The 20,374-nt window shown below is 47.3% G+C and carries 17 protein-coding genes; 1 reads left to right on the top strand and 16 read right to left on the bottom strand.

The annotated features are described in order from the left end of the window. Window positions 1-5: 5 nt before the first annotated feature. The 7 genes from cydC to GJB61_RS12860 form a co-directional block, all read right to left on the bottom strand. Window positions 6-1,760, bottom strand: a complete 1,755-nt coding sequence (gene cydC / locus GJB61_RS12890) for a thiol reductant ABC exporter subunit CydC (protein ID WP_154118928.1) — start codon at window positions 1,758-1,760, stop codon at window positions 6-8. Beyond that, a complete protein-coding gene (cydD, locus tag GJB61_RS12885; protein ID WP_154118927.1) occupies window positions 1,757-3,520 on the bottom strand; it encodes a thiol reductant ABC exporter subunit CydD in 1,764 nt (587 codons plus the stop codon). Before cydD ends, cydC begins: the two co-directional genes overlap by 4 nt. Continuing rightward, entirely contained in the window at window positions 3,520-4,533 is a 1,014-nt protein-coding gene (gene cydB, locus GJB61_RS12880) for a cytochrome d ubiquinol oxidase subunit II (protein ID WP_154118926.1), read from the bottom strand. The genes cydD and cydB overlap by 1 nt, the downstream gene beginning before the upstream one ends. Further along, window positions 4,523-5,926: a cytochrome ubiquinol oxidase subunit I gene (locus GJB61_RS12875; protein WP_154118925.1), complete on the bottom strand. Its 1,404-nt coding sequence runs from the start codon at window positions 5,924-5,926 to the stop codon at window positions 4,523-4,525. The genes cydB and GJB61_RS12875 overlap by 11 nt, the downstream gene beginning before the upstream one ends. Before the next feature lie 221 nt (window positions 5,927-6,147). Continuing rightward, complete coding sequence (locus GJB61_RS12870) at window positions 6,148-6,378, bottom strand: cold-shock protein (RefSeq protein ID WP_154118924.1); 231 nt, start codon at window positions 6,376-6,378, stop codon at window positions 6,148-6,150. A gap of 101 nt (window positions 6,379-6,479) precedes the next feature. Continuing rightward, a complete protein-coding gene (locus GJB61_RS12865) occupies window positions 6,480-6,680 on the bottom strand; it encodes a cold-shock protein (RefSeq protein WP_019914582.1) in 201 nt (66 codons plus the stop codon). A 290-nt stretch (window positions 6,681-6,970) separates the two neighbouring features. Continuing rightward, window positions 6,971-8,212 (bottom strand): S1C family serine protease, encoded by a 1,242-nt coding sequence (locus GJB61_RS12860; protein WP_338115797.1) that lies wholly within the window; start codon window positions 8,210-8,212, stop codon window positions 6,971-6,973. 394 nt (window positions 8,213-8,606) lie between these two features. On the opposite strand from GJB61_RS12860, the gene GJB61_RS12855 reads away from it, so the two are divergent. Beyond that, window positions 8,607-8,813, top strand: a complete 207-nt coding sequence (locus tag GJB61_RS12855) for a hypothetical protein (RefSeq protein ID WP_154118923.1) — start codon at window positions 8,607-8,609, stop codon at window positions 8,811-8,813. Here GJB61_RS12855 and GJB61_RS12850 read toward each other — a convergent pair. The 9 genes from GJB61_RS12850 to dnaB form a co-directional block, all read right to left on the bottom strand. Further along, window positions 8,782-9,588, bottom strand: coding sequence for an MBL fold metallo-hydrolase (locus tag GJB61_RS12850; protein WP_154118922.1), 807 nt, complete (start codon window positions 9,586-9,588; stop codon window positions 8,782-8,784). The two genes, GJB61_RS12855 and GJB61_RS12850, sit on opposite strands and share 32 nt — an antisense overlap. Before the next feature lie 14 nt (window positions 9,589-9,602). After that, window positions 9,603-10,343: a two-component system regulatory protein YycI gene (gene yycI, locus GJB61_RS12845; protein ID WP_154118921.1), complete on the bottom strand. Its 741-nt coding sequence runs from the start codon at window positions 10,341-10,343 to the stop codon at window positions 9,603-9,605. Between the two features lie 351 nt (window positions 10,344-10,694). Then, window positions 10,695-11,987 (bottom strand): YycH family regulatory protein, encoded by a 1,293-nt coding sequence (locus GJB61_RS12840; protein ID WP_338115796.1) that lies wholly within the window; start codon window positions 11,985-11,987, stop codon window positions 10,695-10,697. Next, a complete protein-coding gene (gene walK / locus GJB61_RS12835; RefSeq protein WP_154118920.1) occupies window positions 11,984-13,816 on the bottom strand; it encodes a cell wall metabolism sensor histidine kinase WalK in 1,833 nt (610 codons plus the stop codon). The genes GJB61_RS12840 and walK overlap by 4 nt, the downstream gene beginning before the upstream one ends. Beyond that, window positions 13,816-14,547: a response regulator YycF gene (gene yycF / locus GJB61_RS12830; RefSeq protein ID WP_154118919.1), complete on the bottom strand. Its 732-nt coding sequence runs from the start codon at window positions 14,545-14,547 to the stop codon at window positions 13,816-13,818. Before yycF ends, walK begins: the two co-directional genes overlap by 1 nt. Before the next feature lie 242 nt (window positions 14,548-14,789). After that, a complete protein-coding gene (locus GJB61_RS12825; protein ID WP_154118918.1) occupies window positions 14,790-16,334 on the bottom strand; it encodes a M23 family metallopeptidase in 1,545 nt (514 codons plus the stop codon). A gap of 301 nt (window positions 16,335-16,635) precedes the next feature. Continuing rightward, window positions 16,636-17,295 carry a hypothetical protein gene (locus tag GJB61_RS12820; protein WP_154118917.1) on the bottom strand — a complete coding sequence of 220 codons (660 nt, stop codon included), beginning with the start codon at window positions 17,293-17,295 and terminating at the stop codon, window positions 16,636-16,638. A gap of 216 nt (window positions 17,296-17,511) precedes the next feature. Beyond that, the gene (locus tag GJB61_RS12815; RefSeq protein WP_154118916.1) at window positions 17,512-18,798 is read right to left on the bottom strand and encodes an adenylosuccinate synthase; all 1,287 of its coding nucleotides are present in this window, start codon (window positions 18,796-18,798) and stop codon (window positions 17,512-17,514) included. A 214-nt stretch (window positions 18,799-19,012) separates the two neighbouring features. Further along, window positions 19,013-20,374: a replicative DNA helicase gene (gene dnaB, locus GJB61_RS12810; protein ID WP_154118915.1), complete on the bottom strand. Its 1,362-nt coding sequence runs from the start codon at window positions 20,372-20,374 to the stop codon at window positions 19,013-19,015.

Below are 20,374 nucleotides of genomic sequence, written 5' to 3'. Positions count from 1 at the left end.
TCTTATCAGAGGCTCACCGGTCGATCCAATTCATACAATCTGCGGTAACGAGGCTCCCGCTTGAGCAGCTCGGCATGCGTGCCGCGCATCTCCACAGAACCATTCTCCATAAAGATCACTTCGTCCATTTGCTCCGCGCCCACGAGATGATGCGTTACCCAGACCAGCGACTTTCCAGCCATCGCTGTAAAGATCGTTGCCAGCAGCTCGCGCTCTGTCCGGGGGTCCAGCCCTACGGTTGGCTCATCGAGAATAACAACAGGCGTATTCTGGAGCAGGATGCGGGCCAGCGCGATCCGCTGGCGTTCCCCGCCGGAGAAGCGTTGGCCTGCTTCACGCACGGGTGTGTTATAGCCTTCAGGCAGTGTGGAGATCAGTGTATCCAGTTTAGCCAGCGCAGCAGCCTCTTTAAGGTCTTCGTCAGAGGCCTGCGGATTTCCCAGACGGATATTGTTCGCCACTGTAGTATCGAATAGATGCGGGCTCTGGTTCAGCACAGCAATAATCGCCGGAATCTTCTCGCCATAAGCTGCAGCATCGATTCCGTTAATGACAGCCGAACCTATAGCCGGCTTAATCGCGCCTTGAATGACCTTTAACAGCGTCGATTTACCAGCACCACTGCGACCGATGATGGCGATTTTTTTACCTTGTGGAAGGTCGAGGGTTAGATCGCGAATAGACCAGTCCTCTCCTGTATCATAGCGGTAACCCGCATTTCTCAATTGAATGTGTGTACTGGAACTTTTAAGCTGCTCGACAGGCTCCAGGTTCACTTGTTCCAGTTCCGCGTGAGCGGTTGCCCCGTTATCCTCTTCCACACCGGACAGGCGCTCCAGAGAATTACGGTACTGCGGAATTTTCTCAACGGCTTCGGATACTGGCAGAAAAGCATCTGCCACTGGAAATACAACCAATACAAACGCCGCGATCAGCGTCCCGGCAAAAGCGCCGTCTGCATATTGACCTGACGCCCATGAGATTAGTGTAAGCACGCCAATACCAACGATCGCCTGCCCAATGAACATACGTAGGCGGGCCCAGCTGCGTAGCGCGGCATCCGTACGGGCTACCTTTTTCTCATCGGCTTCATAGGTTTCCACGAACTGGCTTTGCCGTCCGCTAATGACCCAATCCCCCATGCCAAGTACGGCATCTGTGAGCTTCTGATAGAGAGAATTGCGCGCCTGCTTCACTTCACGTTGACGCTTCTGGGTGAAGAACAGTGAGATCAAGGGCAGCACAACCACCAGCACCAGCATGTACAGCGCCATTAGCAGCGCGAAGGCTATATCAAAGGTGCCCAGTGAAATAACCGCAGCAGCATAAATCAGCAAGGCGACTACACTAGGAAATACGGTGCGCAGATAGACATTTTGTAAATATTCAATATCATCCGCAAGCATGCCGAGAATATCTCCCGTACGAAAGCGCGAGGACAGAAACAGTGCCTGTGGCTCCAGAATACGATACAGACGGACCCGCATGTTAGAAAGAATACGCAGAATAGTATCATGTCCTACAAGACGCTCCACGTAGTGAATAACGGCGCGGCTCGTTCCGAACGTGCGCACACCAACAATCGGCACATAGATCATTAAGATGTTCTCCGGTGGAATGGAGGCTTTGGAGATCAGAAAGCCTGAGGTATACATCAGTGATGATGCTGAGAAAATCGTCAGCGCTCCAAGTGCGATAATAAGTAGAAAGCGCCAAAAATACGACGATACATAGGGAGCAAACCATCCTTCACGTTTCAATGGAGTCCCTCCAATTGCGCTTGTATAAGCTCATAATATGCACCTTTACGGGCTACTAGCTCCCCATGGGTCCCGATCTCTGCCACTTGTCCCTGCTGCATCACAATAATGAGGTCCATGTCGACCATCCAGTGCAGACGATGTGTAGCCAGAAAGACCAGCTTTCCAGCAAATAGTGGCAGCATGGTTTCTTTCAGTTCGACCTCTGTTTCAATATCAAGATGGGCTGTCGGTTCATCCAGCAGCATGATCGGGCGGCTGCTTAACAGAGCGCGGGCCAGCGCTACCCGCTGCTCCTGTCCACCACTCAGCGCACGACCGCCACCCCCAATCATCTCATCCAGGCCATTCGGCAAAGAGGCCACTAGTCTTGATAATCCGGTCGCAGCCACCGCTCGGGCAATGTCTTCCAGAGCAGCCTCTGGATAATAAAAGCGTACATTATCCGCCAGCGTACCACTGAAAATATAAGGCCGCTGCGGAATATAGGAGGTCTGCTTACGCCAAGCCTCATCGGTGAGCGCACTAACATGATTGTCATTGATCGTAATACTACCGGAGGTTGGATGCAGGAAGCCACCGAGCACATCCACGAGTGTAGATTTACCCGCACCGCTCTCCCCGATAATGCCGATTTTGCTGGCGCCTTTAAATTGCAGGCTAATACCTTTGAGTGAAGAAAGGTCACCAGCTTCATATTGCACGCTGAGATCATTTAGCGTAAGCGTACTCTCGGGATGCCATTTAAAGATGGATCCCGCAGATTCAGCTTCAATAGCCACTTCATTCCCCTCAGCTTCCAGCAACACTGCCTTCACTGTATCCCGGTCAATAATACTCTTCATCGCCTCTCCTGCTTCCTTCCCGTCCAGCGTGGCATGGAAATCTGTACCTACGAGCCGGACTGGCAGAAAATATTCCGGAGCCAAAATCAGAATAGTCAGGCCAGTAAGCAGTGTCATCTGTTCATTGACGAGCCTAAGGCCTAAACTTACGGCAACCGTAGCTACAGACAGCATCGTAAAGAAGTCCATAGCGAACGAGGACATGAACGCCACGCGCAGTGTGCGCATGGTCGCCGAGCGGTAGCGATCGCTCACATCGGAGATACTCTGACTATGACTGCGGCTGCGCCCGAGAAATTTCAGCGTTTCTAAGCCGCGCAGCGAATCGACGAAGTGATTGGACAGGGTGCGGTATGACTTCAACTGGCGGTCCATCTGCTTGCGGGCCGTCATACCGATCAGAATCATAAAGACAATAATAATTGGCATCGTCACCGTAAGAATAATACCGCTCGTCATGTCCTGTGTGTAGACATAAATAAGCAGCAAGGCTGGTGTAACAGACATCCCTACCATCCGTGGAATAATCAGCTCCAGGTAAGTACGGAACTTCGTTACTCCTTCCAGTACAAGCGTAACCAAATTTCCTGTTCCTCGGTCGCCCACCATTCTGGGTCCAAGCTGGAACAGCTTGTCCATCATTTCTCTCCGCATGCTGCTGCCGGTCATCTCCGCAAAACGGTAGGAGACACGGCCCATCAGCATAGCACAGGCATGGCGCACGAGAAACGCAAGAAGGAACAATAGCGCAGTGCCCCATTGTTCCTTCAGCGGTTCTCCCGCAAACAGTGCAGAAATGACTTCTGCCAGCCATTTGGCCAGCAGAAGTATGGACACGCTTTGCACCAGGGTAAGGAAGCCCACGATCAGAAAGACCGGCATAACTCCTTTATACCTTAGCAAATTCTTATCCATTAGTATTCAAGATGCTCCTTCTCGTGAATCCGTTTGTGGAAGATAAAGTAACTCCAAATCTGATATCCCAATACGAACGGCAGCATCGTCAACGCCACAATCGTCATAACCTTCAAGGAATAATGGCCCGAGGCCGCATTCGTGATGGTCAGATTGAAGGCTTGATCAATGGAACTAATCATGACCCGTGGGAACAGGCCTACAAAGATTGAAGCTACCGACAGTGCAATTACAGCACCGGTCATTCCGAAGGCAAGACTATCTTTCTTCTTCATCATGAAGTATCCAGCCAGTAGATAAGCCACAATCCCCAGAACTACCATAATTAGCAGCCAGGCTCCATGTTGATCAAATATATCTGTCATATAGTAGGTCATAATTACAAAGGCCAACAGTAGTGCGCCCAGTGGAAGCAGTAATTTCTGACCCAGGCTCCGCGCGCGGTTCTGCAGATCGCCAGACGTACGCAGAGTAGTGAACATCAGACCATGCACCAGGCAGAGCAGAACTACCGTAATACCAGCCACGACTGTATACACATTAACGATATCCGTAAATCCAGCATACATCTGCATATCCCCATCAATCGGCAAGCCTTTGATGAAGCTGGCGAAGACTACAGCCAGCAGGAACGGCGGAATGGCGCTGCCGAAGAAGATACAGGCATCCCATGTTTTTTTCCAAGCCTGCGAATCCCGTTTGCCTCTGAATTCAAAGGCTACTCCACGAGCAATCAGAGCCAGTAGAGCGAAGACAAAAGGAACGTAGAATCCACTGAACAGCGTAGCATACCAATCAGGAAAAGCGGCAAACATCGCCCCCGCAGCCGTAATCAGCCAGACCTCATTAGCATCCCAGAAAGGCCCGATCGAGTTAATAAGCACCCGGCGCTCCGTATCATTCTTGGCTAGAAACTGTGTTTCCATTCCCACCCCGAAATCGAATCCCTCTAAGAAGAAGAATCCTACGAACAGCACGGCAATCAGCAAGAACCATAATTCATTAAGAGACATTTGGGGACACCTCCTTGTTATATGGATCATGCGACACATCGTGATCGTTATCCATGGCATAAGGGCCTTTTTTGATGACTTTGATAAACAACCCAACCATCACTAATCCTAGGATTAAATAGATCGTTGTAAAAGAAATCACCGAGAATAACACCTGTCCACTCGAGATATTAGGAGATACACTATCCTTGGTCTGCATATAGCCGAACACCGTCCACGGCTGGCGTCCAATTTCGGTCATAATCCAGCCTGCAGTATTGGCGATTGGTGGAAGCAACAGCCCCCAGAGCATGAACCGCATGAACCAAGTATTCGGACGGTCCATTTTTTTGCGCCAAATCAGATAGATAGCATACAGACCCAACACGATCATCGCTGTACCAGCCGCAACCATGATCCGGAAGCTCCAGAAGGTTGTGCGCACTGGCGGGATATAATCCCCTTCACCATATTTCTGCACATATTCAGCTTGCAGCTCATTCATACCTTTGACTTCACCAGAGAATGTACTGTAAGACAGAAAACTTAGCAAATACGGTATTTGAATTTCATTGCTACTCACCTTGTTCTTCGGATCAATTTTAGCATATATAGTCCAAGGGGCCGGGTCACCACTCTTACCCCACAAGCCTTCAGATGCTGCCATTTTCATCGGCTGGGTTTTGACCAAATACTGTGCTTGAGCATGTCCTGCAACAGCCACACCCATCGAAGATACAATACCTACAATAGCAGCAATCTCAAATGACTTTTTGAAAAAAGAAACCTCCTGCTTTCTCAGCAGTTTATACGCACTAATCCCTGTTACCAGAAAAGCTCCTGTTGCATATGCAGCCAGCACCGTATGTGGGAATTCCACTAGTAACTGACCGTTTGTTATCAGGGCGAAGAAATCATTCATCTCTGCCCGTCCGTTATTTATGGCGAACCCCACAGGGTGCTGCATGAAGGAGTTGGCGGCTAAGATCCAGAAAGCGGACAACATCGTTCCGAACGCTACCAGCCAAATGGATAATAGATGCACTCTCTTGGAGACTTTATCCCACCCAAAAATCCACAGCCCTATGAATGTAGACTCCAGGAAAAAAGCCAACAGTGCTTCAATAGCCAGTGGTGCTCCGAACACATCACCGACAAAACGCGAATAATCAGACCAGTTCATCCCAAACTGGAATTCCTGTAATATTCCCGTTACAACACCTACTGCAAAGTTAATGAGGAACAGCTTTCCCCAGAACTGAGCCATCTTCTTGTACTCTTCATTCCCTTTTCTAACATACATTGTCTCCATGATCGCAATCAGGAGCGCTAGTCCGATAGACACCGGCACAAAGAAATAATGAAAAATCGTCGTCGATGCAAACTGAAACCGAGACAGCATCACTGTATCCATATTTCTCCCCTTCCTTCTTCCCTTTTCGTACTTATATTTTGTCAAAAATTCGAAGGACTAAGTGTGATAATAATCACATTATACACCCCATTTAGAGGCAAAAAACAATATATTTGTGACAAATATCACAATATTTCGAAAAAAAGCAAAAAAAATAAGACGGTTTACCCGTCTCTTTATTGTACGTCATTCTATAAAATGCTCAGCTCATAAAGCGTAAGTTAGGTGATAGAAGTACCTTTCTTCAGCGACTTGAGATCGCCATTGGAATTAAGCAAAATCGGTAGCATCTTCATGCTGCGAACCATTGGGGAGTGACACAGACGGCAAGAAGGCGCATGTTCGAATGCAAAATTATCCCTCATCCATCCGTTACATCCATCATTGGTACAGGCCCAGATTGCTGTATCCTCTTCCGGTATTTCTTCTAAAGGCTTCTTCCGGTAGTTCATTACCGTTCCTCCCTTCCTTTATGTCAAAAGTTGAGAAAACCGATGGAAATGTAAAAAAAGGCCGTCCCAACTTTCACAAGCGGGGACGGCACCTTCTATTATTACAGTTTTACAACGTTTTCGGCTTGTGGTCCGCGGTTGCCTTGAACAACGTTGAATTCAACGCGTTGGCCTTCGTCCAAAGTTTTGAAGCCGTCGCCAGTAATTGCGCTAAAGTGAACGAATACGTCGCTTCCGCCTTCAACCTCGATGAATCCGAATCCTTTTTCTGCGTTGAACCATTTAACTGTACCTGTTTGCATGTGTGTTACCTCCACAAATTTAAATTAATATGTTCTTTTTATCTTCAGACAAAGAAAAAATTCACACATTGAAAAAGGTTGTATTACTCTACTTGACAGCCCTTTTCAATGCAAGAATTAGGTATCAACTGTATGATTGTTATCATATTACCACACCTGAATAGCAAAGGCAAGAGAGGTATCCGTATTTCCCCTTATTTTCCCGTATAAGGCTGACTTCCCAATGTAAGGGTTACCAGCCGGTTAATTTTTCCCACTTACAATATCAGTATATACACTCTTTATCGCTTTTATTCCTCTGGCTTCTCTAGAAGTTTTACTACAACCTGCTTCACTACTCCATTGCGATAATAGGTAATCTTGAGCTCGTCACCAATCTTGGTGCTATCATATAAATATTTGCGCAACGAGAGCGTCGAAGTAATCGGCTCATTATCAAATTTCGTAATGACATCATTTAATTTCAGTCCAGCATCCTTTGCAGGTCCAACAGCATCCAGAACAACTACACCGTCTTTAATACTTGCTGGCAGGTTCAATTCCTTGCGTTGATCCTCTGCGAGTGGAACATAGGGATTATTCAAATCTACAGAATAGACACCCAGATAGGAACGGGCAATCTTGCCTTTTTCAGCTAATTCATCTGCATTCTCCATCACATGATTGGACGGAATTGCAAAGCCGAGTCCTTCTACACCCGTATCAGAAATCTTCATTGTATTAATGCCAATGACCTTACCCTCGAGATCTACAAGCGCACCACCACTATTGCCTTCATTAATTGCTGCATCCGTCTGAATCACTTCCTGCTCCCAATCATATACGCCATCCTGATTAAGCGACACCGGAATCATCCGTTCTGTATAGCTGACAATACCAGAAGTTAGTGAATCGCCAAGACCCAGTGGATTGCCAATGGCAATTACCGTTTCGCCGAGACGTAGCTTCGAGGAATCCCCGATCTGTGCGATCGTATTTATTCCTTTAGCATCAATGGAGAGCACGGCAATGTCACTAACCTTATCAGCACCAACTAACGTTGCTTTGCGGGCCTCCCCGTCAATGGTAACTACCTCAAGTTTACTAGAACCTTCGATGACATGATTATTCGTAATAATGTAGGCCTTTTTAGCGTCTTTCTTATAGATAACCCCGGAGCCTAATGCAGACTCATCCAGAATATTAAGTTCCTTATTATCTTCCTTATGGTTAATGATGCTCACTACGGCAGGACGAACCAGAGCTGCTGCCTGAATAATCCGGTCATACGGATCACCGCTGCTCGAGGTAACATTCTCAATCTTTGCCGGATTCTGAGCCGTCTCATGTGTTAGTTGACCCGTAAGCAAACTGAAGAGAAGCACCGCAAACACCGCGCTAAGTAAAGAGCAAATGGCAGATATCTGCCATGTTGGCATACTACGGCGTGATTTGCGAACAGACCAGCCGCGGGTTGTGGATCCCTTTGTTCCTTTTCGTTCTTTTCGCCGCGATACTTTAGTTGAATAGAAATCATCTTGAAACAGTCCCACCGAAATCCTCTCCCCTCTATTGCTACTGCATTCAAGACCTGAACGCCAAGCAACAACGCCCGAGCTATATCAATCTATCTTTTAGACTCCAAATAGTGTTAAAAGGTTTCACTTTATCCCTTTAACACAAGAAAGCGACATGAAGCGTTAGGTAAGGCTATTTTATAAAACGGATCTCGATCTTGACCAGAAGAACGCAGCCGTTTCTCTTATTTCGGAATATTTTTCAACTTAACAGACTACAATAATAGCAAGCACTATAGAATTACGTTTAACTTATTCTCTATATGATTGTATCACAGGCAGACGTTCAGTCGTGGCTTTTCTGAAGCGAAAACCTTGCAAATTTTTTACATTTTACATTAAATTTTCAATTCGAAAGGAGCAGCTGAATATGGAATCTTTCTCCACAAGTATTGATCTGGTACAGTTCATTGGTAAACTAGGCGATCTGAAGGATGAACACTATCATATGACCCTCACTCTTAGTGCCATAATTGAGCTATTGATTGAAAAAGGTCTTATCTCCCGCCAGGAACTTGAGCGCAAGACCACTGAATTGGACCAGCTTATGATTGGCTCACCGTATCCCATGGCGTAGGACGATCATAATACGTATCACATAATTTAAACTCGCTATCTTTGAAAAAACAGCCCCGATCCTCCATCGCATAACGAACGGACATCTTAGCCAGGTCCATCATATTATGATCCCGACTTAAATGCGCCAGGTAGGTACGTTTAGTCCGTCCAGTAAGAATCTCGCTAAGCGCTGCACCTGCTGCTTCGTTCGATAGATGGCCCATATCGCCTAGAATACGCCGTTTCGTGTTCCACGGATAACGTCCCATTCTGAGCATCTCAATATCATGATTAGCCTCCAGCACCATGACATCAGAATCTGCAATGGCCGCTCTCACCTTATCGCTGACATACCCCAAATCTGTAGCTACAGACAGCTTCTCTTTACCGTCATAGAAGTTATAAGCTACGGGCTCAGCCGCATCATGAGAAATCGCAAAGGATTCCACCCTAAGACTGCCAAAGTCTATATGTTCTCCGGATTCCATAATAATCCGGTTATGTTCAGCTATTTTGCCAATCCCCTTCTCAATCGCTCCCCAAGTATTGGTATTCGCGTAGATCGGAAGATCGTATTTGCGCGCCATCGCTCCTAACCCTTTGATATGGTCAGAATGCTCATGTGTAATCAGAATCCCATCGATATCCTTGCCCGTCAGCTCACGCATTCCCAGCAGCTCATCAATCCGCTTCGCACTAAGGCCCGCATCAATCATTAGCGTTGTCTCCCCGTTACGCACCACTGTTACGTTGCCAGTAGAACCGCTGGACAGTACTGTAAATGAAATTCCCATATTCCTTACTCCCTCTACTCTGTTGTCTTCGGACTGATGATGTCCGCACTAATGGCATCTACGTAATAGGCTTTGCCATTCTCAAGCATGAACCTCCACATTGGAGACGCGACCTGACTTTCCGAGTTAAACAATTCACCGTAATACCCCAGCTCAATCTCCTTGACTACAGAATCGGCTGGAAAATATTTATCAATCAAACTGCTCAGTGCTTGGGATGCTGGAAGTACCTTCTGTAAATCCTCTTTGTTACTGGTTCCAATCTTGATCTGTGGCCAACGGTAGGCCACAATCTTCTGATTGCTATTAATTAGTTCCAGTCTCACGCGAAACAGCGACCACTGGTTATCTACTAGCGGGTGAAGCACAAATTTACCTATCTCGCTTTCTTGGGAATCGAAGCGGTAATTGGCAATGTCCGGGATCTGGCCTACCAATTGATCGCTAAGCTCGGTGAATGAAGAATAGATCAGTTTGCTGTCTATCGGAAGCTTCAGCAGCACCGGCGCTTCATTCTGCTCCTCACCGGAATAACTATAGGTAATATCCGGCAGTTGTGGTGTCGCAGCCGGGATGGGGCAGAGCACCCTGATTCCCTTCTGTTCCATCACTGCTTGTGTCTCTTCAGAAAGGGAGGTGAAATCAAGATTGGCGCTGACCTGATCATGCAGATCATTCCACAGCTGATAACACAGCAGCAGATTCAGCAGCAGAAAAGCGTAGATTAGCACATTTTTGGCTCTTCCCCAATCCATACTTTCACCTCCCAAAAGTTTTGTGAGCATTTGCTTCCTGAATTACTTCGAACAAAACTCGCTTCGGAAGCATACGCTTTGTTTTGTGGAACATAACTTCATTGAATGCGGCTTTGCAACAAAACTACTTCGGAAGCATACGCTTTGTTTTATGGAGCTTTACTTCTTGGTATTCTTCGCAATAAAACTCACTTCGGAAGCATACGCCTTGGTTTTGTAAGCATCCACTTCCTGAATCACTTCGAATAAAACTCGCTTCGGAAGCATACGCCTTGGTTTTGTAAGCATCCACTTCCTGAATCACTTCGAACAAAACTCGCTTCGGAAGCATACGCTTTGTTTTATGAGCAGCTAGTTCAGCGTAAGCACACTGCCGTCACTCAGCGTAACACGCCATACTGGAAGCAGTTGTAGCTTCTCACCCTTTTCTACGGGTACATAAGCAGGTGTTAAATCTTTTACAGAAGAAGCCTTGCCAATCTGCGTAAGCTGATTCAGCAGCTCCTCGCCTCCCGATAACTCCACCACTTTTTTCGTGGATTTGTTCTCATCAATATAAATTAAAGATCGATCATAAGAAGACACGGTACCTTGCTGCAGCTCCAAGTTAATTACGCCATACTGGAGCTGCGGCTTACTCATAATTGGATAGGAACCATAAGGGTAGGAGCCATAATACTGTTGAAAGGAAACCTTTCGCTCCAGTCTCCCTTCTTCCGTTGCTGCCAGCCGGTAAGTTCCGTTCCAACCGCCATGCTGATTGACAAAATCCACAGCCTCAAGCGCGTCCTTGGCCGATGTGCTTTCACCAGCCGGAAGTGCAGCAGGGTCACTGTAGCTCATCCAATTCTGCTCCTGATCAACCTGCAGACTACGTTTGCTATCCGTGTAAATCTCCGATCCATTTTTCTCACGAATATATCGGGTGCTCCCAGCGTCAAAGAATAAATTGCTCTGCATCTGTTCAATGGTGTACATACCCGATGGCATCTCCACCTCGACCAGCGATATCTTACTGTCAGGTACATAATAGTCACCATTCACTGTTGTATAAGAGATCAGGTTCTTGCCGAAATCCACATGCTGCTGGATATCCTGCACAGTAAGATCGACTTTAGCCGCTTCATATACAATGTCACCCCGGGTGCTGAAAAAGATGGCATGTGCCTTGGAGTCATTCTTGATATTGTATATCCAGATCTTATCAATGCTTTCTCCGGCGAACAGGGAATCCGGTGACAGCTGCATTATTCGCTGTAGCAGCGTTACGGGAATTCCTGCTCCGAAGGAAAGTTCAATACCTGGATTCTCCTTGCGAATCTGATTCCAGTTGAAGTCCTGCACTGAGCGCCGTTGAAAGCTTTCAAAGCCGCGCCCCTTTAGCCGATTAAGGATCAGATTGTAAAAGGTGGAGTTGGGATAAAACAGAGTGTGCTTGCCGTCTCCCATATGAATAATCATTTTATCCGGATAGAGCAGATTCTCAACCTTCTCTTCAGGCCCCATGTTGTCTGTCTTTACATATAAATTCTCCGAGAGCACGGCCGAGTCAGTACCCGGCAGCCGATAAATCAAATAATAGCTCTCAACGAGACTCCCAAGCACGAGCAAGGCCAGCATCCAGGATTTCACTCTTTCCTTCACGCCTCACTCCCCCTTTGGCTCTGTAGAGGCAGTGTAAAGGTTACCTGTGAGCCCTCATTTAGCTCCGATTGTAGGGAAATAGAACCGCCATGCGCCTTCACAATTTCCCGGGCAATGGACAGTCCAAGCCCAGTCCCACCCATGTTACGTGAGCGTGCTTTATCTACTCGGTAAAAGCGTTCAAAAATGCGCTCGATATCTTTCTTCGGGATACCGATCCCGGAATCGCGCACGGAGATAGATAACATACCTTCCTCACTCTTTAGAGCTTCCAATTCAATAGTGCCGCCTTCTGGCGTATATTTCAATGCATTGGAGACCAGATTGCCCAGCACCTGATCAATTTGATCTCGGTCTAGCCAGGCAGTAGAGACTTCCTTGCGGACCCTTGTGCTAATATCGATACGTTTTTGCCGAATCTGAAAGGAAAAGCGGTCTGCCACATCCTCTAGCATCTCGGTGATATCGGTCTGCTGAATTCGGAGACGAGCTTCCCTGGAATCCAGCCGTGACAGATGCAGCAGATCTGTAACCAGACGAATCATGCGCTCGGTCTCATTCCTTATCACACCAACAAAACGCACAGCCAGCTGCGGATCATCGAGCGCTCCGTCATCCAATGCCTCAGCGTAGCTCTTAATTGTCGTAAGCGGTGTTCGCAGCTCATGCGAGACATTCGCTACAAACTCCCGGCGTGACTCCTCCAGATTCTCTTGTTCAGTTACATCCTGCAGCACGGCAATCGTACCCGCAATTCCTACCCCTTCCCGGCGGTGGATTGGAGTAAAGGTTACCCTAACACTGTTAGGATCTTCACCCCCAAGATGGGACAGATGAAGCATGGCCGATTGGGCATTGCCTTTGGCCAAGGATACGGACTGCTCTTGATCAAGGCCCAGCAGCTCAGCAAGCGGTGCGCCTTCCGGGAGTGGCCCCTCCGCTCCCAACATCAGGGCAGCGCGGCGGTTCATCAGAATGACTACTCCGCTCTCATCCGTAGCTACCACACCATCGCTCATATTGGTGAGGATGGAAGCCAGCTTTTCCTTTTCCTCCTCATTTTGCGATAAGGCTTCACGTAATCTTCCGGTCATATAATTAAAGGCCTGACTCAGTTGTCCTATTTCATCATTGCCGAATACCGGCATCTTCCGATTAAATCGCCCTTCCGCAACAGCGGTAGCGTGCCTGGTCATTTCCTTGATAGGCTGAGTAATGGTATGGGCCAGAATTACACCCAACACAGCTGTGAGCGCTAAAGCCAGCAGCATGCCCGAAATAAAGACACTGTTGATGCGGCTCATCGTAGCATATAGATCCTTCATGTCCGCAGCGATATAAATGGCACCTACCACCTTGTCACCCGAGAGTACGGGTTTGGCCACAACCTTCTTACGCACATTATCATCAGCGATGATATATTCTTCGTTATCACTGATACCCTGTAAGGCGCGACTGACAACAGTCTGTGTATTGCGCTGTCCGACATAATCACTTTGTGAGGGTACGGATGTAGTAATAATTTTGCCGTTGGCATCAAGCACCTGAATCTCGGCACCATTAATATATAGATTGTTCACCATGCCACGCAGACTTTCCACTGCGGTCTCCTCATCCGACGTTCCAGCTTCGCTGCCGAATTTATCCGCGGTCAGAATCGATAACATTTCTGCCCGTGCTTTAAGATCCTTCGTAAAGTTATCTGTTAACGAATTCTTCATGGAGCTGACAAAATAAACACCTATCAGCTGCATCGCGATCAGAATCAATAGGACGTAAACAATAATTAGCTTGGCCTGAATCGTCCGGAAAAAGGACAGTCCCTTCATCACAGCCCTCCGCTTTTGGGGCTATGCATTAAATAACCAAGTCCACGCCGGGTGAAAATATATTCCGGCTTGCTGGGGTTCTCCTCAATTTTCTCCCGTAGACGTCGGATGGTTACATCTACAGTCCGCACATCACCGAAATATTCGAATCCCCAGACGGCTTGCAACAAATGCTCCCGGGTCATTACCTTGCCGGCATGCCTAATCATATAATAGATCAGCTCATACTCACGATGTGTCAAGTCTAGTGGCTCTCCGTCTTTGTATACCAAATACATGTCTGTATCTATAAACAGATCAAAATGTTGAATGCCCTGCTTGCTCTCTGCTGGCTCACTGAGTGCCTCGGACGGGGTTGGCTTATGCTGCCGCCGCATCTGGGCTTTTACTCTGGCCAGCAGTTCACGCGTACTAAACGGCTTGGTCACATAATCGTCCGCACCAAGCTCCAGACCAAGCACCTTGTCAATCTCTCCGTCCTTGGCGGTTAGCATAATGATAGGAATATCCAGGTGCGCGGAACGCACTTCACGGCAAACATCCATTCCGTCCTTACCCGGCAGCATGAGATCAAGCAGCATAAGATCGGGGCGTATGGATAAAGCCAGCTCCACAGCGCTGATCCCGTCAAAGGCGCAGATAACCTCATAGCCTTCTTTTTCCAAATTGAATTTCAATATGTCAGCAATAGGCTGTTCATCGTCTACTACCAGAATCGTCCCCATCTGCATGTCTGTCGCTTCACCTTTCTATCCCAACTAACGTTTATTCCTTTATTTTAACATACCTGTCCTGACGTCACATCCTACGAAATAAGCATGACTTCCAAGAAGAAACGGCTTCACCGTCCTATATATGGACGGCACCCGTTTCTTCGGGAAATATTAAGATGATTTATCGTGTGAAACCTATAAATTCTTATGTTTCCAAGAAGAAACCACCCGAATATATTCGGGTGGCTGGTTATACTCAACTATTTCAAATATTTCATTGGATTGATGGCTGTTCCGTTCTTACGGATTTCAAAATGCAGATGTGTGCCGGTTGAACGACCGGTACTTCCCATAATGCCAACCTTGGCTCCCTGCTCCAGTCGCTGCCCTACGGAAACGGAGATGCTGCTCATATGCCCATAATACGTTTCATATCCATTGAGATGATTGATAATGACCACATTTCCGTATCCGCTTTGCACACCAGCGAATGATACAGTACCCGCATCAGCAGCCATAATAGTACGATTGCCAGATACCAAATCTACGCCTTTATGAACACGTCCCCAGCGCTCGCCGAAGCTACTCGAAGTTACAGCCCCAGTGACAGGCCAAGCGAACATGCCCGTTCCTTCACCAACAACCTTCGTACCACTATATACAACCTCAGGCAGAGAATCTTTAACCACCGTCTGTCCCAGCCATTCCTCCTGTACAACGAGGCCATTCTCCTTCGTCAATCGATACTGCATTTCTTTAAGCCCAGTCTGTCCTGCGCGGACAACTTTACGCTTACCCGCCGGTAATAAATCGCTTTTACGAACAATAACTTCCGGTTCTGTAACGACCTGCTCTGTAACTTGCTCCACAGTAACTACAGTGACATCCGGTTGTGCCACCTTCAGCTGCAGCTCGTCCCCGATTTGCAAGGCCAATTCTTTGGCTCCTGGGTTATTACGGAATACTTCTGCCTGAGTGATATTGAAACGTTTGGCAATACCGGAGATCGTGTCGCCCTCCTCAACGGTATAGAGCAAGGGCTCCTCTTCACCTTCCGTAAATGCCTTGATTGCCTCCGCTACATCCAGTACTTTGTTGGGGTCTGCCTTAATCGGGACAATGGTCACTGCCTCACGAATTTTGGTTGATTCCACCTTGTCAACGGCTTTCGCTGACGCAATAGCTGAGCTTGAAGCTGCTGTCTTCTTCAAATTCGCACCCTTTGAAGCCTTAGTCTGGGGGGTATAATAGTTCTTCACCCCTTGCAGAACTGCATTTGCCGTCTCCTGGTCCTTCACAACGCCCACTGCTTTGCCATCTACCATCAACTGTACACCTACTGCATAAGCTTTGAGCAGGCCATCCAACTTCTTCAGCGTTGCCGCACTGTCAATCTCCGGTTTGTACGCCTTCTCCGATTCTGTGGAAATGCCTTCTGTTTGCAGTACCATCACCGCACCCGGATATTTAGCCTGATAAGCCTGCCGTTTCTCTTCAAATAGCTTGTCCAGCTGTGCCTCTTCGTTGAGGTTTCCAATCTCCTGCCCCTGCACCATTACTCGATAATAAGCTACCGTATTTGCTCCAACATATTTCTTCTCTGCACCGATCAAAAAGGTAGCCAGAAGCACCAGACCGGCTGAAGCCAAAATCCAGGAACGCCTTACCTTTCGAGCTCCCGTTGCTTGATGAAAGACTTTTGTATCACTTGCGGCATTACTGACCTGCTCTACGCCGGATTCTCCAGTTGCGGTTTGACCGTCCTGCAGTTTCCCCACCCGACGCATGAATTTAAATCCATTCATGAAACTCTCCCTTTCAGTCACCCAATCACTCGCTTTAGAGTGGCAAGCTTGTTATACGACCCCTTTTATATAGTTCGCTTAAGATTTCTCTAGATAGATTCGTCTAATTTCAGTTGCAGTAAATATTGTTTCAAAAGGTTACAAAACTTTAACACATTATGATCCTTGTTTACTGTAACATAGCTGGGTGAAAAATTTCAACTTTGTTATCATGACAAAACCCGCGAAATTCGCGGGTTATTTGTATAAATATGACTTTTAAACCTTTTGTGGGTGTACAAATTGTGACACTTTTCTGCCGCTATGGAGACTCCTCTAAAGTTGGTGTAAGCATTTTCATTAAGGTGTCATATTCTTCTGGATCTACATACTTAGCAATTACCTGTTGCAGCTCCTTCACTTCATCCTCTGTTAATCCATCTTCCATTGCTGTAGAGATCTTCTGCATTTCGTCCTGAGGCAGCTTGGACATCAGAATATTGAATATATTGGCCTTCTCATCAGATGGCAGATTATTCTTTAAGTCACCCAAGGCTTCGGGAGTCATTACCAATTGTTGGTCTAACGAATTTTCACTCTGGTCGGAGGCCGCAGAATCTGTTGAAGCTTGTTGTCCCATTGCAGGTACAGCATCCTCCGGAACTTTTTCATCCTCAGGATCTTCACTCTTAGGGGACGAAGAATCTGGAGTGCTGCCCTTATCCTGTACTCCCGAACTAGATTTTGTTTCTTTCGTATTCTCTGTTATCTCTGTTGAGGTCGAGGCAGCTTTATCCTCCATCCCAATGATACTCTTCATCATCCCTCCTAGCCCCGGAGCAGAGCTACCTAGCTTGATGTCGAAGCTTGCCAACACTGACTGTATATAAGCATTCACGACCACTCCTGTTGTCAGGATTGAAAGTGCACTCGCCAACACTACAATTAGGCACACCCCAAGCGTACGCTTAACTATCCTCATCTTCATCACTCCCCTCACTCATGTTCATGTCCTATCTCTGAAGGAGCATGATCCAGCCCGTAGCTTCTATCTTTCAAGTATTGACTAGAACGGGCTCTGGGAAACCTCTGAAGATAAGGATATCTTGAAACTTCTACTTGCCTATATTTCAAAAAAAAGAGGAAGCCTCATAGGCCATTTACATGGCTTACGGGACTCCCTCATAGGGTCATACTATTAGATATAGATTGGCAGCACTTGATTGGTCTGTTCCCGGTTACGCCCAACCGAGAAAATCGCGATCGGGATGCCGGTCAGCTCCGATACACGTTCTACATATCGGCGGGTATTCGCAGGCAAATCCTCCAGTGTTTTTGCAGAAGTGATATCCTCGCTCCAGCCTGGAAGCTCTTCATATACAGCTTCGCATTCCGCCAGCATTTTGAGACTAGCCGGATAGTGGTTAATGATCTCCCCACGGAATTTGTAGCCCGTACAGATCTTTACTGTCTCAAGACCGCTAAGTACATCCAAGGAGTTAAGTGACAAGCCTGTAAGACCGCTGACACGACGAGCATGGCGTACGACAACACTGTCGAACCAACCTACGCGACGCGCACGTCCCGTTACAGTCCCATATTCATGGCCTGTCTCCCGAATATACTCCCCGATTTCATTATTCAGTTCAGTAGGGAAAGGGCCGTCACCCACACGAGTGGTATAAGCCTTGGCAACCCCGATAACCTGTTTGATCTTGGAGGGTCCAACACCAGAACCGATGCAGACACCGCCAGCAGATGGATTAGACGATGTAACGTACGGGTATGTGCCTTGATCAATATCAAGCATAACCCCTTGTGCACCCTCAAACAACACTCTCGAACCAGCATCAATGGCATCATTGAGCACAACAGATGTATCTGTTACATAGTTGCGCAGCACTTCGGCATAGGCCAGATATTGGGTTAGAATCTCTTCAACATCTAGAGCCTCACCACCATAGACCTGTGTAATAACCTGATTCTTCTCTTCCATTAATGGACGAAGTCTCAGCTCGAATTCCTCAGCATCCATCAGATCGGCAATACGAATACCGTTGCGTGCAGCTTTATCCATATAACATGGGCCGATCCCCTTGCGGGTTGTCCCAATCTTGTTCGGACCTTTGCGGTCTTCTTCCAAAGCATCCAACAACATATGATAAGGCATAATAACGTGAGCACGATCGCTGATAACCAAATTTGTAGTATCGAATCCGCTCTCGTGAATATAATTAATTTCTTGTATCAGCGCTTCCGGATTAATAACCATTCCGTTACCAATTACACAAGTTTTCTCTTTATAAAATACACCAGATGGAATCAAGCTGAGCTTATACTTCTTACCGTCAATCAGAATCGTGTGACCGGCATTATTACCACCTTGATACCGGGCGACCACATCTGCGCTCTCTGCCAAAAAGTCTGTGATTTTCCCTTTGCCTTCGTCTCCCCATTGTGTTCCCACGACGACTACCGTTGACATGTTCATTCCTCCGTAGGTGCTTGCCAGCACCATTATTTTTCATAATAATATGGGCCCTGTACGGCATTCTTATGTACGCAGCCCTCCGGACGCCAGCGGTTTTACCCCGCTAAAGCACAATACCCAGTGTAACAGCCGTAATTTTTAAAGTCAAATAAAAACGAACGATTACACGGGTAAATGTGCAATCGTTCGGTTATTGTCACGAATAAGCTTAACCTGCAAATGGTTCTGCATGCGCTCGCTCGTAGTTGACGAACTTGTTAAAGTTTTTTAAGAATACAAGCTCCACCGTACCTACGGGTCCGTTACGCTGTTTGGCTATGATGATTTCGATAATATTTTTCTTCTCCGTATCCTGATTGTAATAATCATCACGATACAGAAACGCTACGATATCGGCATCCTGCTCAATCGAACCGGACTCACGCAAGTCACTCATCATTGGGCGTTTATCCTGACGTTGCTCCACGCCCCGACTAAGCTGAGACAGTGCAATAACCGGCACATCCAGCTCACGGGCAATCTGTTTCAGCGTACGCGAGATTTCCGATACTTCCTGTTGGCGGTTCTCCCCGCCCTTTCCGCGACCTTGTATCAGCTGCAGATAGTCAATGACGATCATACCAAGACCCTTTTCCTTCTTAAGTCTCCGGCATTTGGCGCGAATTTCCGTTACGGTAATACCAGGTGAATCATCAATATAAATCTCCGCCTCCGACAGCGACTGAATCCCCATCGTCAGCTTTGACCAGTCATCATCACTCTTGAAGTCCCCTGTACGCATAATATTGGCATCCAGGTTGGCTTCGGCACAAATCATACGCTGTACCAGCTGTGGTGCTGACATTTCTAAGCTGAATATCGCAACAGTCTCTTTGGCACGTACAGATACATTCTGGGCGATATTAAGTGCAAATGCGGTTTTCCCTACGGAAGGTCGGGCTGCCACAATTATCAAATCGTTTCGCTGAAAGCCATTGGTCATTTTGTCTAGATCCACGAATCCAGAGGGAATACCGGAAGTCCCACCCTTATTCTGGTGCAACAACTCCACCCGGTCAAATACCTGCATCAGCACATCACGAATGGCGACAAATCCACTGCCACTGCGACGATTCGAAATTTCAAGAATACGCCGCTCAGCATCACTCAACATGCCGGCTACATCTTCGCCGCCCGTATAACCTTCACTTACGATCTGTGTTGCTGTACGGATCAGACGTCGCAGCATGGCCTTCTCTTCGATAATCTGCGCATAATACTCTACGTTCGCCGCCGTCGGCACCGCATGAGCCAGCTTAGCCAAATAGCTGACACCACCTATATCCTCCAGCTGTCCCTTGTCCTGCAGTCTGGACGTCAGCGTAACAAGGTCAATCGGCTGGCTCTCTTCTCCGAGCTGCACCATCGCCTCAAATATCATTTGATGCGGTTTATCGTAGAAGTCTTCGGTATTCACCCGCTCCATAGTGGTGAGCAGTGCTTCATCCTGCAGCAGAATAGCGCCAATTACCGCTTGCTCGGCCTCCAGATTCTGCGGGGGAATCCGATCGAAAAAGAGATCTCCACCCAT

Origin of the sequence: Paenibacillus monticola (genome assembly GCF_009664975.1) — a bacterium.
GTDB classification, from domain to species: domain Bacteria; phylum Bacillota; class Bacilli; order Paenibacillales; family Paenibacillaceae; genus Paenibacillus_AQ; species Paenibacillus_AQ monticola.
The sequence above is the reverse complement of the archived record's forward strand: the minus strand, read 5'-3'. Positions and strand labels throughout refer to the sequence as shown.